We start from the raw sequence: 16624 nt of genomic DNA on the forward strand, positions 1-16624 counted from the left end.
TTTTTAAAAGAGAAAAAGAGCTCCGAAAAGCTGTTATAGCAGCATTTAGGGGCTCTTTGTTTTCAAAAAACTGTTAAAGATGGGATTTTAGCATAGGCAAAAGCACTTGTCAAGAAAAAATCCAATATTTTCTGAAAATTTCTTCAGTAAAGAATATTTAGCTAATTGAAAGTTCTTGAAAATACTTGAAAGGTTTCATTTTTTAAAGGTTAAGTTCCAACTTATTTCTATCAATTTCAGTACTTCTTCATCTGACAAAGTATCATCAAAAGTCACACTAATCCAGTAACGTTTGTTCATATGAAAGGCTGGATAAATGCCCTTTTTTAAAAGCAAATCAGCTACTTGGTCGTGTTTGAGGTTGACTGCTTCGACTAGACCTTCTCTGCCCTTTTCCAATTTATCCCAAGAGATTCTCATCAAAACAGCATACCATTTTTTATTGCCTTCATGTCTTAACACTGCTGAATCAGGCGATTTCTCCCACAAATACTCCAACTGATTACCATACTTTTCCTGAATCTGAGCCATGATACGCTTAGTCTGAGGACAGATAAAATCCTGTACATCAAAACAAGCCTTCCGAATCTGGTAGAGAATCTCCAGACAAGCCTCACGGACACTTGCAACAAAACTTCCTGTCATACTTTCCATATGAACTTGAGGATAGAAGTCACCCATTTCCTGATCAAAGACCTGAAAACTCACATTATCAGTAGTGATGGACACAGTCATGACAAAATCACCCTGCAAAATCTGGTAACTATAGGTCCAGACTCCCCTATTTTCTACAAAACCAAAAGCATGAGCCTTTTCTTGATTAAACTGATAGGATTTAAAAATTTCAAACATAAGTGAAAACTGCTACCCAAAGCTAGCAGTTCCTTTCTATTTTTTAAAAGACAACCTTAGTACCATGCAATTGTGTTACACCCAGCTGGTCGATAAAGGTTTGACGGTTGTCAAGGTCAATCCCCCCACCTGGTAGAATTTCAATCTTACCTTTAGCGTGCTCCAAAATTCTGTGATAGTGAGCAAAACGTTTTTCTAAGGAATCGTCAGACACACCAGCACGAGTTAAGATACGAGTTACTCCAGCTTGGCTGAGCCAGTCAATAGCTTCCAGTTGATCTTCATCGCTCAATTCATCAAAGGCCATGTGGAAGACAATTTCCATTCCTTTTGATGCAGCAATTAACTTCTCTAGATTATCCTTATCCAACTTCTTATCAGCAGTTAAGGCTCCAAATACAACTCCTTGACTTCCAGCCTGAGCAGTCAACCGAATGTCTTCTAGCATGATATCAATTTCTAGGTCATTATAGTCAAAGTCGCCACCACGTGGACGAATCATGGTCATAATGGTCGTATCGTAGTTAGCTGCCAGTTCAACAGCTGCCTTGGTCACTCCATAGCTGGGCGTTGTCCCACCAACTGCTAGATTATCACAGAGTTCGATTCGACGAGCTCCAACCTCCATCGCTTTTTCAAGCAAGGTCACATTTTCAGCACAAAATTCGTAAATCATTTGATTCTCCTTGAAGATTACTTTGAATTTATTATATCATATTATTGTGAATATGCTTTCATTTATATCAAGGAAAATAGTTACTATTTTTTATTCTTTGTCCGGAATGACCTTGAAGAGATAATAAGTGATAAAGATGGTCAAGGCTCCTAGACCAATTTTGACAGGTAAGAGAGGAGCAAAATAAATGGAAATTCCCATCAAGATGTAGATAGATACGATGATTTTTTTCTTTCGTTCACGCGCAATAGACTTTGTTTCTCGAAAATCAGCTACATAGCTCTGATAGAGCTTGGTATGATAAAGCCAATCTTCGAAACGCTTGGAACTTCTTGAGAAACAGGCAATAGACAGTAAAAGAAAAGGTGTTGTAGGCAACAAGGGTAAAACAACCCCAACAATAGCCAAGGCTAGTGATAAAAAACCAATAATAAGATAAATAATACGCATAACTACTCCTAATTAAAATAATCTTCTTCTAGTTTCGCATACAATGATGAATTTTGTCAAGCTCCAACCCAAAAGAGCCTGAAATTCACTTTCAGGACTCTCCTCTTATTTAATCTTTTCTTCTTCGTAGTCGCCTTTACTACAAATAACCTGCTTGCCACCACCACGGACCTTTTTCTCCATGAGGAAGTTGCCACATTTTGGACAGTCACGACCAACAGGCTTGTCCCAAGAGGTAAATTCACATTCTGGATAGCGATTGCAACCATAGAAAAGACGATTGCGTTTGGTTTTACGCTCAATGATTTGTCCCTGATGACAACTTGGACACTCAACACCAATCTCTTTCACGATTGCTTGGGTATGGCGGCAATCTGGGAAATTGCTACAAGCGTAGAACTTACCAAAACGACCAAGTTTAATGACCATTGGACTACCACACACTTCACAATCAAATCCAGCTGGTTCATCCTTGATTTGGATTTTTTCCATTTCTTCTTCAGCCTTGGCCACTTCTTTAGAGAAAGGTTTGTAAAAGGCATCAATGACACGTTGCCACTGCTCTTTTCCGACTTCTACGTCATCCAGTTTGCCTTCCATTTCAGCTGTGAAGGTCACGTTTACGATATCTGGGAAATATTCAACGATGAGCTTGTTAACAATTTCTCCCAACTCTGTTGGTTCAAAACGTTTGGCTGCAAGGCGAACATAATAACGTTTCTGAATGGTTTCAATGGTCGGTGCGTAGGTTGACGGACGTCCAACCCCATTTTCCTCCAAGGTCTTGATCAGGGTCGCTTCAGAATAGCGAGCAGGCGGTTGAGTGAAATGTTGCTCTGGTTTACTATTAACCTGCTTGACTACATCTCCAACAGCCATATCTGGTAACATCTTATTCTTGTCAGAATCATTATAAATGGCAAGATAACCATCAAACTTAACCTGACTACCATTAGCAGCAAATTGGACCCCATTTTGAGACAATTTAACAGCCATGGTATCAAAAACAGCAGCTGTCATCTGGCTCGCTACAAAACGATTCCAGATAAGAGTATAAAGCTTGAGTTGATCCTTGTCCAGATACTTAGCGATGCTTTCAGGTGTATTAAAGACACTAGACGGACGAATAGCCTCGTGGGCATCCTGAGCTCCAGAAGCATTTTTGACCTTGCTACCATGCTTAGAGTACTTGCTACCAAAACGGTCCGTAATGAAGCTTGCTGCCTCATTTTGCGCTACAGGGCTGATACGAGTCGAATCGGTACGCATATAGGTAATCAAACCTTGAACACCAGAACCAATATTGATCCCTTCATAGAGCTGTTGGGCAACCATCATGGTCTTTCGAGTACGGAAATTGATTTTATTGGCCGCATCCATCTGCATAGATGAAGTGGTATAAGGTAATGGAGCATTACGCTTGCGCTCTTTCTTATCCACCTGATCGACTGAAAAATCTTTGCTAGTCAGACGAGACAAGACTTCCTTAACCTCATCATTGCTAGTCAGTTTTAACTTTTTACCATCTACTCCATAGAAGGAAGCCTGAAATTGCTTGGTTCCCTTTTTAAAGACCGCATCAATTGTCCAGTATTCTTCAGGCTTAAAAGCATTGATTTCATTCTCACGGTCAATGATTAACTTAAGGGCAATAGACTGTACGCGACCTGCTGACAAGCCCTTCTTGACCTTCTTCCACAAAATAGGCGAAATCGAATAGCCTACCAAGCGGTCCAAGACACGACGAGCCTGTTGAGCATCGACCAAGTCCATATCAATCTTGCGTGGCTCTTTAAAAGCATTTTTGACCGCATCCTTGGTGATTTCATTGAAAACCACACGGTTGGCATCATTTTCATCCAAGTTGAGAATATGGGCCAAATGCCAAGAAATCGCTTCTCCTTCACGGTCCGGGTCACTCGCGAGAAAAACTTTATTAGCTTTTTTAGCTTCCTTTTTCAAGTCATTGATGAGAGGACCTTTTCCTCGGATATTGATGTATTGCGGTTCATAATTATTTTCAATCTCGACGGACATACTGGATTTCTTCAAATCCCGAATATGCCCGACACTGGCTAAAACCTTGTAATTTCTGCCTAGATATTTCTCAATCGTTTTCGCCTTAGCAGGCGACTCCACGATTACTAGATTTTTTTTAACTGTTGATTTTTTCTTTTTTGTTGCCGTAGCCACAGTATCACACCTTTTCAAAGTAATAAACTTTATAAAGTGTAAACCATTTTGCCATAACTGTCAAGACTTAGCTCCTATATATAGAAGAAAAGTTTGTCCAGTAAGCGGACTTTCTTCTTATACTCAATGAAAATCAAAGAGCAAACTAGGAAGCTAGCCGCAGGCTGTACTTGAGTACGGCAAGGTGAAGCTGACGTGGTTTGAAGAGATTTTCGAAGAGTATTAAAATTCAAATTCTGCAAGAACATCCTGCCCACTGGTAACCAATTTTGCTCCTTCCTGAATCAAATGATGGCAACCGTCTGATAGTCCATCTAAAATGCTACTAGGTATAGCAAAAACATCGCGGCCTTCTTCCATTGCCCGCTCACAGGTAATAAGACTCCCCGAGCGCATCTTAGCCTCTGCGACGATTACACCACGGCAAAGTCCAGCAATGATGCGATTACGGGCAGGAAAATGAAATTTCAGAGGTTGTTCGCCTGGTCCGTACTCACTGAGAACCAGATGGTCATTGCCGATGTAGTCTTGCAAGCGTTTATTGGCTTTAGGATAAAACACATCCAGACCTGTACCAATCACTGCAATGGTTTTTCCGCCATTCTGAAGAGCTGCCATATGAGCTGCTGTGTCAATGCCCTTGGCTAATCCACTGACGATAACCAGTTCATTTTCCAAGCCCTGAATGACTTTTTCAACTGACTTAGCTCCCTGTTTGCTACAAGCACGACTTCCTACGACTGCTACCTTCGGGAATTTCAAGAGGTCAAGATTTCCCTTGTAAAATAAAAGTACAGGCGCGTCATATATTTCACTCAAATCCCAAGGATAACAGTCGTCTAAAATAGAGAAAGATGGAAATTTTTGAAACTCCTTCTCCAAATGCGCATCGTCTATCTGAAAATAACGTTCCATAAAAACAGCTGGATTTCGGCAACCTGATATATCTGCAATATCACCCAACAAAAGTTCTTGATCAACACTTTCACCGTATTCTAGAACCTTCAAAATCTGTTGATTGGTCAAACCTGATTTTTTTAACTTATAGATTTCATAGTTTGTGATTTTCATAAATAACTCCATTTCTTTTTCTACTCATCTATTTATTCGTAAAACAATCAAAAAACATCCGACTATTTCAGCCAGATGTTAGAATCTTTAATTTTCGTTTTTAAGAATTTCTTCTAATTTATGGTAGTCTTGGACACTATCGATCTCATAGATGCTGTTGCCTTCTAATTCTTCAACATAGACATCTAGCTCTTTGATATTATCCTTAACCATATTATCCCAGTAGAGATCAACAAATTCACCACTTGCATAAGCCTTATCGATAAAGCTGACAATCTTTTCTGCAGTTGGAGCATCCCAGAAAGAGACACCACTAAGGATACGACCAGCCTTGCTATCAACAGTAATGTCTTGAACCTTATAGTCATCTCCATAGACCAAGAACCATTCGTTGGTACAATCTTCACGATAGACACTAAAATAAGTCGAACGTGTCAAATCATTGCGGAACATATTTTTAAAGAGATAGTTATCGGCATCAATAACATAGCTGTTGGCCAATTCTTCTTTTACAAGATAGAGAGAGTAAAAGTTATTGTAGTCAGCGTATTTATCATTGAAAACGAGGCGAACACCATATTTTTCTTTCAAATAATCAAATTGTTCTTTAAGATAACCAACAATGATAATAATCTCGTTAATCCCTTTTTCTTTGAGAAACTCAATTTGATATTCAATCAAAGGTTTTTGATTAACTTGAACCAAGGCTTTAGGGGTATTTTCAGTCATAGGACGCAAGCGAGTTCCCAATCCCGCTGCTAAAATGATGGCTTTCACACGAATCTCCTTTATTCTTTAATAATAATATAAACTCCAGCAATGACGACGAGTGACGTGATAATTGTCAGCATATCTAGTGCTGTTCCCAAGAAGAGAGCTGCAAACAAGACAGTCCAAACTACATAGCTCACGTTCAAGCCTGTAGCCTTGGCTGGTTGCAAGCGATTGATAGCGATATAATAAGCCAAATAGGAAATCATATCAAAGGCTGCAAAGACAATCATAAGACCTAGCAATTGTCCATTGGCTACTTCTGCAAATGATTGATGAGAGAAGAGCACAATCACAAGATAGGACAAGAATGAAGTCACTTGACGGATTAAAAGGGCTTCGATTTCACTCAGTTCACTTTCCATGGCAAAAGAGCTAAGAACACTCTCACTTCCCCATGCAATAGCACAAACCAAAGCACAGAGAATACCAATATAGAAGGAATTGACCTGTTCAACCTTATAAGTTTGAGCAATAATTCCTCCAATAATCAAGACAATCCCAAACACAGTATTTTTCGAAATCTTATGCTTCAAGAAAAAGAAAGCCAATAAAACTGAAACTGCAGGGTAAATAGCAGATACCGATGAAGCTAAGGAACTTCCAATATACTTAACTGCATAAAGATTGGCCTGCATTCCGATAGGACCAGCTAGCAAGGCTCCGATGATCACACTAACATTGCGAATATTTAAGAAAATTGAGAGACGAACTTTTCCTTCTTTTACCAACAGAAAAGCTAGTAAGATAAAGATACTCAAGAAATCGTGAGCAGCTGCCACCACAAAGGGTGACAAATCTGTAAAAATCGAAAAGATGTAAGCACTAATTGTTAGACCTAATCCCCAGAAAACACCTGAGAGTAGACCAAAAGAAACTCCATTTTTATTTTTCATCTGAACCTCCATAATATGTCAAACCTTTAACAGCTCTTTGATAACGATTTACACCATAATCACCAAAATCTGCACCTTGCTCTTCTTTGTAGACTGTCCATAGACTCCAAATAGTATCTTGTAAAATTTTATAAATGGTAATCTTTTCACGAGAGACAGGTGTTTGGTCACTCTCATAGTAAGACAAGAAGACTTCTTCCTCTTGACGAGTAAATTCAGATTCTAAAAAGAGGGCAGCCAAATCCCACATTGGATCGTTCATGGATGAATATTCCCAATCAATCAGATAAAGTCGTCCTTGAGGTGATTCGATAAAGTTTTCAGGCACCAAATCGATATGGCAAGATTTTCTGTCAACACCTAATTCAGCCAGTCTTTTCTCTAGGGAGAAGACTTTTTCTCGAACAGCTTCATAGTTAGCATAAGGAATCTTTTCTTCAATCAAGGATTCGTATTTTTTGATTTCTTCAAAAGGAGCAAATTCTCCTCTTAATTCCTTGCCAGAAGCATGAATGGTTTGTAAAATTGGAGCAATTTTATCAAACTTAGTCTTGATTGACGTTGAATCAAGCGTGATAGCAGATTCAATATACTCATTCACTTTGATACCAGCTTCAATATCAAAAAGATAATTTTTGACATCTAAGTCTAAATCTTTAAGTAGTTCAAGATTGTACTTTTCATCTTGACGATTGATTAGTTTTTCAGTCCCTTTACCGAAGAACTTAACAATGTACTGCTTATTTGTTGTTATGGCCAAATAGTTTTGATTGGTCATTCCCCCCAGTTGTTCAACACTGAGGACTTCCTCTTCTTGACTAAGTAAGGAAGAAATTTTTTCTTTAATGATTTTCTCCATAATTAACCTCCAGTACTTATACTTCCCACTTAAACACGGTTTTAAAGGCTGTGTTTAAGTCAGTCGCAAAGACACGGTGAATATCTTTTATTTCTCTTACAGGTTCTTCTAGATAAAGGATATTTTTAAGACGATTGGCAAATTTCTTGACTTCCATCATTTGGATGGCATTTTCAAAATCAATACGACCAGAACGAGAGGAACCAACCAAGAGCAAACCTTTTTCTAATGCATCGCGTGTATTGATGTTGACTTTATATTCGCTAACTCCCATCATGAGAATCGTTCCCTGAGGACGAATATAGCGAATCAAATCATTAATAGCTGGTCCAGTACCATCACCACCGCAACATTCAAAAGCATGGTCAAAGGCCAAATCTTCAGGAATATTGTCAGTGATATAGCATTCTTTGGCAAATGAGAAGAGTTCCAACTTTTCCCAATGACGACCAATAACCACAATCTCTGCTTCTGGCAAAGTATAGTTGATAATATTGGCAACCACAAATGCTAAACTTCCATCTCCGATAACAGCGATTCGATCCCGCTTGCTATGAGCAAGAGTCAATAGGCGATTCATGGCATGCATACCAACACTGACAAACTCTGTAATCGCTGCAACCGTATCTTCGATAGCATCGTAAGCCACCACACGGTCTTTAGGGAGAGAAACAAACTCTCTCATAAAGCCATCAAATCCACTAGACAAGAAATGAGTCCCTGTCATGTAGTTCTCATAAAATTCTTCATCACTCTGCATAGGAGGCTGATTGGGAATCATGACAACTTTTTGACCAACTTCGTAGGTTCCTGTAGGGTCAGAAATAACGGTTCCACATGACTCGTGAATCATTGCCATTGGAAGTTTTTTATTCAAAATCTTTGGATCACGTTTCCCTTGGTAGTAACGCTGATCCGCATGACAGACAGCCATGTAGTTGGGACGGATAAGGATATGATTCTCTTGGTCAATAGCCTCTTCCTGGTATTTGACATTGATAAACTTAGGCTTAGTTAGTTGATAAATTTGATTAATCATTTCACTAGTCTTTCTCAATCATACTTTTTGCAATCTTCAGATCTGTCACTGTTGTGATTTTCAGATTTGAATATTCACCCTTGGCCAAGGCCACATCTTTTCCTTTGATTACAAAGATTTTACATGCATCTGTTAAGATTTCCTTCTCCTCAGCTGAGAGTGAATCGTAAAGGTCCATGAAGTCCTTGCAACGGAATGTTTGAGGTGTTTGTCCTTGATAAAGGTGAGCACGATTTGGAATATCTGTAATGAATTGACCATTGGTACTTTCAACGATAGTATCAACCGCTTCTACCACTGTGTCCACTGCGTCATGATTTTGAGCAAGTTGGATATTGTCCTGAATCATGCGAAGCGTAATAAATGGACGAACAGAATCGTGTGTAACAACGATGTCCTCTGGAGTAAGCGGACGATAAGCATCAATGGCTTCAATGATTTTCTCAATACTCGTATTGCGGTCAGCACCACCTTTTGTAATGATGATACGATCCTTATGAAGAGACAGATATTTATCTACAAGATCCTCTGCATGAGAAACCCAGTCTCCATGAACACCAACTACAATTTTTTCAATGCTTGGTTCCAAGACAAATTTTTCAATTGTATGAATCAAAATAGGTCGATCACCTAGCTCTAAAAATTGTTTTGGCAAGTTACTGATTCCCATGCGTGTGCCAGTTCCACCAGCAAGAATTCCTGCATAAATCATCTTTTTTCTCCTTTGTCTTACTAAAAAAACTTATTCTCTCTATTATACCACAATCTAGTCCTATCATGAAAGAAATACTAGACCTCCCTTTCTAGAATAGGAGGGTTAAGCAGTTCTATTATTCAAAGAAACTAGTCCATTTCTAGTAATAACTAGGAATTCTGTAGTCATTACTAATAAATAGATATGAAATTTTAGAGTTCTTCAGAATAATATACTTTCCTTAAAGAAAACTTAAAATTAAAATTTGAGGCTTCAAAGTGATTACTTGACTTATACTCAATGAAAATCAAAAAGCAAACTAGAAAGCTAGCCGTAAGCTGTACTTGAGTACGGTAAGGCAACGCTGACGTGGTTTGAAGAGATTTTCGAAGAGTATTACTGCCCTTCATTTCTTATTAGCTGACTTTATGATATAATGAAAAACGAGGTAAATTGAATGAAAAGTATAAAATTAAATGCTCTATCTTACATGGGAATTCGTGTCTTAAATATTATTTTTCCCATCTTAACTGGAACCTATGTCGCGCGTGTCTTGGACCGAACTGACTATGGTTACTTCAACTCAGTCGACACTATTTTGTCATTTTTCTTGCCCTTTGCAACTTATGGGGTCTATAACTACGGTTTACGAGCCATCAGTAATGTCAAGGATAACAAAAAAGATCTGAATAGAACCTTCTCTAGTCTTTTTTATTTGTGTATAGCTTGTACAATTTTGACCACTGCGGTCTATATCCTAGCCTATCCTCTCTTCTTTACTGATAATCCAATCATCAAAAAAGTCTACCTTGTTATGGGGATTCAACTCATTGCCCAGATTTTTTCAATCGAATGGGTCAATGAAGCTCTGGAAAATTACAGTTTTCTCTTTTACAAGACTGCCTTCATCCGTATCCTGATGTTAGTCTCTATTTTCCTTTTTGTCAAAAATGAACACGATATTGTTGTCTATACACTTGTGATGAGTTTATCGACACTGATTAACTACCTAATTAGTTATTTTTGGATTAAAAGGGACATCAAACTTGTTAGAATTCACCTAAGTGATTTTAAACCACTCTTTCTCCCTCTGACAGCCATGTTGGTCTTTGCCAATGCCAATATGCTCTTCACTTTTTTGGATCGTCTCTTCCTCGTTAAAACAGGGATTGATGTCAACGTTAGTTACTATACTATGGCTCAACGAATTGTGACCGTTATAGCTGGTGTTGTAACTGGTGCAATTGGAGTGAGTGTACCCCGTCTCAGTTACTATCTAGGGAAAGGAGATAAGGAAGCCTATGTTGCCTTAGTCAATAGAGGTAGTCGAATCTTTAACTTCTTTATCATTCCTTTAAGTTTTGGGCTCATGGTTTTAGGACCAAATGCCATCCTACTTTACGGTAGTGAAAAATATATCGGAGGTGGCATCTTGACCTCTCTCTTCGCTTTTCGGACGGTTATCCTGGCCTTAGATACCATTCTTGGCTCCCAAATTCTCTTTACAAATGGCTATGAAAAACGTATCACAGTCTATACAGTCTTCGCTGGATTACTGAATTTGGGCTTAAATAGTCTCCTCTTTTTCAACCATATCGTGGCTCCTGAATACTACCTACTAACAACCATGCTATCAGAGGCCTCTCTACTTGTTTTCTATATCATTTTCATCCATAGAAAACAGCTCATTCACTTGGGACATATCTTCAGCTATACTGTTCGATACTCTCTCTTTTCACTTTCCTTTGTAGCAATTTATTTCCTGATTAATTTCTTGTATCCTGTGGATATGGTCATTAATTTACCATTTTTGATTAATACTGGTTTGATTGTCTTGCTATCAGCCATCTCTTATATTGGTCTACTTATCTTTACTAAAGATAGCATTTTCTATGAATTTTTAAACCATGTCCTAGCCTTAAAAAATAAATTCAAAAGATCATAGGAGTTTAAAATGAAACAACTAACCATTGAAGATGCCAAACAAATTGAATTAGAAATTTTGGATTATATTGATACTCTCTGTAAAAAGCACAATATCAACTATATTATTAACTACGGGACCCTGATTGGGGCAGTTCGACATGAGGGCTTTATCCCTTGGGACGACGATATTGATTTATCCATGCCTCGAGAAGACTATCAACGATTTATCAACATTTTTCAAAAGGAAAAAAGCAAATACAAACTCTTATCCTTAGAGACAGATAAGAACTACTTTAACAACTTTATCAAAATAACCGACAGTACGACTAAAATAATCGATACTCGAAATACAAAAACCTATGAGTCTGGTGTTTTTATTGACATTTTCCCTATGGACCGATTTGATGATCCTAAGGTTATTGATATTTGTTATAAACTGGAAAGCTTCAAACTTCTGTCTTTCAGCAAACACAAAAATATCGTCTATAAAGACAGCATTTTAAAAGATTGGATACGAACAGCCTTTTGGTTGCTCCTGCGACCTGTTTCCCCTCGTTATTTTGCAAATAAAATCGAGAAAGAAATTCAAAAATATAGTCGTGAGAATGGTCAGTATATGGCCTTTATCCCTTCTAAATTTAAGGAAAAGGAAGTCTTCCCAAGTGGTACCTTTGATAACACAATTGATTTACCCTTTGAGAATTTGAACCTTCCTGCACCTGAAAAATTTGATACTATTTTGACTCAATTTTACGGGGATTATATGACCTTGCCACCTGAAGAAAAACGCTTCTACAGTCATGAATTTCATGCCTACAAATTGGAGGATTAGGATGCAATATTTAGAAAAAGAAGAAATTAAAGAAATCCAACTAGCCCTGCTAGATTATATTGATGAGACTTGTAAAAAACATAATATTCCTTATTTTCTCAGTTATGGAACCATGCTTGGAGCTATCCGCCACAAAGGTATGATTCCTTGGGATGATGATATTGATATTTCTCTCTATCGTGAAGATTATGAACGTTTATTGAAGATTATTGAAAAAGAAAATCACCCTCGCTATAAGGTTCTTTCCTACGATACCTCTTCTTGGTACTTCCATAATTTCGCATCTATTTTGGATACATCTACTGTTATCGAAGACCATGTCAAGTACAAGCGTCATGACACTAGTCTCTTTATTGACGTATTTCCAATTGATCGATTTACAGATTTGAGCATTGTCGACAAGAGTTATAAGTATGTGGCACTTCGTCAACTAGCTTATATTAAAAAATCACGCGCAGTTCACGGTGATAGCAAATTAAAAGATTTTCTAAGATTATGTAGCTGGTATGCCCTCCGATTGGTCAATCCCCGTTACTTTTACAAGAAAATTGATCAGCTAGTCAAAAATGCTGCAACCAACACTCCTCAATATGAAGGAGGAATTGGGATTGGTAAGGAAGGAATGAAAGAAGTCTTCCCAGTTGATACCTTTAAAAAACTCATCTTAACTGAGTTTGAGGGCCGTATGTTACCAGTTCCCAAAAAATATGACCAATTTTTAACCCAGATGTATGGCGATTATATGACACCACCATCAAAAGAAATGCAAGAATGGTATAGTCACAGTATTAAAGCTTATCGCAAAAACTGATTGAGAGCGACCATATAAACTACAAAGAAGGTGGGGAAAAGTCAATTTCAGAAGAAAATGAAGTAAATATTCCCACAACAAAACGCATAATATCAAGGCTTTTCAATACCTGATATTATGCGTTTTCCTTATCTTAAGACCTTTTGTATAACTTATTTTCCTATTTATACTCTTCGAAAATCTCTTCAAACCGCGTCAATGTCGTCTTGCCGTATGTATGTTACTGACTTCGTCAGTTCTATCTGCAACCTCAAAGCAGTGCTTTGAGCAACCTGCGGCTAGTTTGCTCTTTGATTTTCATTGAGTATTAAATGGCTTCTGTGACAAAACTACGACTTTCTAATACCTTAAGCATGGCATTGGCTGTATCTAGGGCTGTAAAGAGGGGCACCCCCTGTTCAATAGCTGAACGACGGATTTGCTCACCATCTTCGTCAGCAGTACGTTTTGTTCCAACTGTATTAATAATAGCTTGAATTCTTCCTTTACGAACAAAGCTTGGAATATCTTGATCGTCATCACCTATCTTACCAACAGGCTGGGCTTGCAGTCCATGACTAGCAAAGAAGGCTACTGTTCCCTCTGTCGCGAGGATTCCATAGCCAATATTTTGGAAACGACGTGCCAAATCCAAGGCTTCTTCTTTGGCATCATCAGCAATGGTAAATACAACGTTACCAAAAGTTGGCAAGTGAAGGTAAGAAGCTTCAAAGGCTTTATAGAGAGCTTTTTCCAAAGTCGTATCAGAACCCATAACTTCCCCTGTTGACTTCATTTCAGGACCAAGCAAGCTGTCTACCTTAGCTAGTTTGGTAAAGGAGAAGACAGGTGCTTTGATATGAACGCGAGTGCTTTCAGGGTAAAGTCCATCTTGGTAACCAAGTTCTGATAAGCTTTGCCCAAGAATGAGCTTGGTCGCTACTTGAGCCATAGGAATATTGGTCACCTTAGAAAGGAATGGAACCGTACGGCTGGCACGTGGATTGACCTCAATAACGTAGACTTTCTCATCCTTGATAACAAACTGGATGTTCATCATTCCAAGGCAGTTAAGACCAATTGCTAGGCGTTTAGTATAGTCTGCGATGGTTTCTTGCACCTTTTGCGACAAAGTTTGTGGTGGATAAACGGCCATTGAGTCACCTGAGTGGACACCAGCACGTTCGATATGCTCCATGATACCAGGAATGAGTACATTTTTACCGTCTGAAATGGCATCAACTTCGCACTCTTGCCCAACGATATAAGAGTCGACAAGAACTGGGTGGTCTGGACTAGCCTTAACAGCCGTACGCATATAAGAACGGAGATCTTCTTCATTTTCAACGATTTCCATGGCACGTCCACCCAAGACATAAGATGGGCGGACAAGAACTGGGAAGCCAATCTTGCGAGCTGCAAGAACTGCTTCTTCTTCATTGGTCGCTGTTTGTCCTGGTGGCTGTGGAATATCCAATTCTTTTAGGGCTTGCTCAAAGAGGTCACGGTCTTCGGCACGGTCTAGGTCAGCAACCTGTGTACCAAGGATGGTCACACCTGCTTTTGCCAATGGCTCCGCAAGGTTGATGGCTGTTTGACCACCAAACTGAACGATAACCCCTTTTGGTTGCTCCAAATCGATAACATTCATAACGTCTTCAAATGTCAATGGTTCAAAGTAGAGCTTGTCAGACACAGAGAAGTCTGTTGAAACGGTCTCTGGGTTTGAGTTCATGATGATGGCTTCGTAACCAGCAGCCTGGATAGCCTTAACCGAGTGAACAGTTGCGTAGTCAAATTCAACCCCTTGACCGATACGGATTGGACCTGAACCTAGAACTAGGACGGATTCCTTATCAGACTTAATAGATTCATTTTCCCAGCCATAGGTTGAATAGAAGTATGGTGTTTCAGAGTCGAACTCTGCCGCACAGGTATCAACCATCTTGTAGACTGGAACAATCTTGTTTTCCAAACGAAGTTGGCGAACTTGGTATGCTGTCGTTTTCCATAATTCCGCAATCTTACGGTCTGAGAAACCATTGAGTTTGGCTGTTTTCAAAACTTCTAGATCTTGTGGATGGGCACCCAACTCCTGCTCAATTTCAAAGATATGTAGGAGTTTATCGAGATAAAAGATATCGATTTTTGTAAGCTCAGCAATTTCTTCTGGAGTGTAACCACGGCGAATAGCTTCTGACACATAGAAGAGACGATCATCTTGGGCCTTCACAACTTTTTCAATCAAGGTATCATCAGAAACTGCTGCAAGTTCTGGCATTTCATTGTGGTGAACCCCAATTTCAAGGGAGCGACAAGCTTTAAGAAGTGACTCCTCGATATTACGACCGATCGCCATGACTTCTCCAGTCGCCTTCATCTGAGTACCAAGACGACGTTCACCTTTTTCAAATTTATCAAATGGGAAACGTGGAATTTTCGCAACGACGTAGTCAAGGGCTGGTTCAAACATGGCATAGGTTGAACCTGTAACTGGGTTAATAACCTCATCCAAGGTCAAACCGACGGCAATCTTAGCAGCCAATTTGGCAATTGGATACCCTGTCGCCTTAGATGCCAGGGCTGAAGAACGCGACACACGAGGGTTTACTTCAATGACATAGTACTTGAAGCTGTGGGGATCAAGGGCTAGCTGAACGTTACATCCCCCTTCAATCTTAAGGGCACGAATAATGCTCAAGCTTGCATCACGAAGCATTTGGTTTTCATAGTCTGACATAGTTTGTGCAGGGGCAAATACAATGGAATCTCCTGTGTGAATCCCTACTGGGTCAAAGTTCTCCATGTTACATACGACAAGGGCATTGTCAGCTGAGTCACGCATAACTTCGTATTCGATTTCCTTGAAGCCTGCGATTGAACGCTCAATCAAACATTGGGTAACAGGTGACAATTTCAAACCATTTTCAGCGATTTCACGCAATTCTTCCTCGTTGGCACACATACCACCACCAGTACCACCAAGAGTAAAGGCTGGACGGACGATGACTGGGTATCCAATTGTCGCTGCAAAGGCAACTGCTTCTTCTACTGTGTTAACAATTTCAGATTCTGGAATGGGTTGTTCCAATTCTTCCATCAATTGTTTAAAGAGGTCACGATCCTCCGCTTGGTCAATGGCAGACAATTTAGTCCCAAGAAGTTCTACTCCCAATTCATCTAAGATACCGTTTTTAGACAATTCCATGGCCATATTGAGCCCTGTTTGACCACCCAGAGTTGGTAGTAAGGCATCTGGACGTTCCTTACGAAGAATACGAGTCACAAACTCAAGTGTAATCGGTTCAATATAAACCTTATCAGCAATTTCCTTGTCCGTCATGATAGTTGCAGGGTTTGAGTTAACCAAAACAACCTCATACCCTTCTTCTTTCAACGACAAACAAGCCTGGGTCCCAGCGTAGTCAAACTCAGCAGCCTGACCAATAATAATCGGACCAGAACCAATCACCATAATTTTTTGAATATCAGTACGTTTAGGCATAGTTTATGATACAAAGCCCGTAAAGAACACAGTGAAAATAGGAAACTCGGTGCAGACGCCTTTAGCGTCA

The 16624-nt window shown here is 39.2% G+C and carries 14 protein-coding genes; 3 read left to right on the forward strand and 11 right to left on the reverse strand.

From position 1 onward, the window contains the following. Nucleotides 1-195: 195 nt before the first annotated feature. The 10 genes from SK642_RS05665 to SK642_RS05710 form a co-directional block, all read right to left on the reverse strand. Nucleotides 196-852, reverse strand: coding sequence for an MmcQ/YjbR family DNA-binding protein (locus tag SK642_RS05665; RefSeq protein WP_033683778.1), 657 nt, complete (start codon nt 850-852; stop codon nt 196-198). A 43-nt stretch (nt 853-895) separates the two neighbouring features. Beyond that, the gene (locus SK642_RS05670; protein ID WP_033683780.1) at nt 896-1528 is read right to left on the reverse strand and encodes a copper homeostasis protein CutC; all 633 of its coding nucleotides are present in this window, start codon (nt 1526-1528) and stop codon (nt 896-898) included. Nucleotides 1529-1618: 90 nt separating this feature from the next. Then, a complete protein-coding gene (locus SK642_RS05675; protein ID WP_033683781.1) occupies nt 1619-1978 on the reverse strand; it encodes a YbaN family protein in 360 nt (119 codons plus the stop codon). A 105-nt stretch (nt 1979-2083) separates the two neighbouring features. Then, complete coding sequence (topA, locus tag SK642_RS05680; protein ID WP_033683782.1) at nt 2084-4171, reverse strand: type I DNA topoisomerase; 2088 nt, start codon at nt 4169-4171, stop codon at nt 2084-2086. Between the two features lie 222 nt (nt 4172-4393). Then, entirely contained in the window at nt 4394-5242 is an 849-nt protein-coding gene (dprA, locus tag SK642_RS05685; RefSeq protein WP_033683785.1) for a DNA-processing protein DprA, read from the reverse strand. 87 nt (nt 5243-5329) lie between these two features. Next, entirely contained in the window at nt 5330-6019 is a 690-nt protein-coding gene (locus SK642_RS05690; RefSeq protein WP_000643977.1) for a sugar phosphate nucleotidyltransferase, read from the reverse strand. Between the two features lie 11 nt (nt 6020-6030). Beyond that, entirely contained in the window at nt 6031-6909 is an 879-nt protein-coding gene (locus SK642_RS05695; RefSeq protein WP_033683786.1) for a DMT family transporter, read from the reverse strand. Continuing rightward, nucleotides 6899-7768, reverse strand: a complete 870-nt coding sequence (licA, locus tag SK642_RS05700; protein ID WP_033683787.1) for a choline kinase LicA — start codon at nt 7766-7768, stop codon at nt 6899-6901. The genes SK642_RS05695 and licA overlap by 11 nt, the downstream gene beginning before the upstream one ends. Nucleotides 7769-7784: 16 nt before the next feature. Continuing rightward, on the reverse strand, nt 7785-8807 hold the full coding sequence (locus SK642_RS05705) for a ribitol-5-phosphate dehydrogenase (RefSeq protein ID WP_033683788.1): 1023 nt from the start codon (nt 8805-8807) through the stop codon (nt 7785-7787). Between the two features lie 4 nt (nt 8808-8811). Beyond that, entirely contained in the window at nt 8812-9519 is a 708-nt protein-coding gene (locus SK642_RS05710; RefSeq protein WP_033683789.1) for a 2-C-methyl-D-erythritol 4-phosphate cytidylyltransferase, read from the reverse strand. A 439-nt stretch (nt 9520-9958) separates the two neighbouring features. Between SK642_RS05710 and tacF the strand changes: the two genes are divergently transcribed. The 3 genes from tacF to SK642_RS05725 are packed head-to-tail and all read left to right on the forward strand — an operon-like array spanning nt 9959 to nt 13070. After that, nucleotides 9959-11446: a type IV teichoic acid flippase TacF gene (gene tacF / locus SK642_RS05715; RefSeq protein WP_033683790.1), complete on the forward strand. Its 1488-nt coding sequence runs from the start codon at nt 9959-9961 to the stop codon at nt 11444-11446. A 9-nt stretch (nt 11447-11455) separates the two neighbouring features. Continuing rightward, nucleotides 11456-12259 (forward strand): LicD family protein, encoded by an 804-nt coding sequence (locus SK642_RS05720; RefSeq protein WP_033683791.1) that lies wholly within the window; start codon nt 11456-11458, stop codon nt 12257-12259. Between the two features lies 1 nt (nt 12260). Then, on the forward strand, nt 12261-13070 hold the full coding sequence (locus SK642_RS05725; protein ID WP_033683792.1) for a LicD family protein: 810 nt from the start codon (nt 12261-12263) through the stop codon (nt 13068-13070). Between the two features lie 307 nt (nt 13071-13377). On the opposite strand, the gene carB is transcribed toward SK642_RS05725, so the two are convergent. Continuing rightward, entirely contained in the window at nt 13378-16554 is a 3177-nt protein-coding gene (gene carB, locus SK642_RS05730; protein WP_033683793.1) for a carbamoyl-phosphate synthase large subunit, read from the reverse strand. Between the last annotated feature and the right edge of the window lie 70 nt (nt 16555-16624).

The organism is Streptococcus mitis (assembly GCF_000722705.1).
In the GTDB taxonomy this organism is placed as follows: Bacteria; Bacillota; Bacilli; order Lactobacillales; family Streptococcaceae; genus Streptococcus; species Streptococcus mitis_P.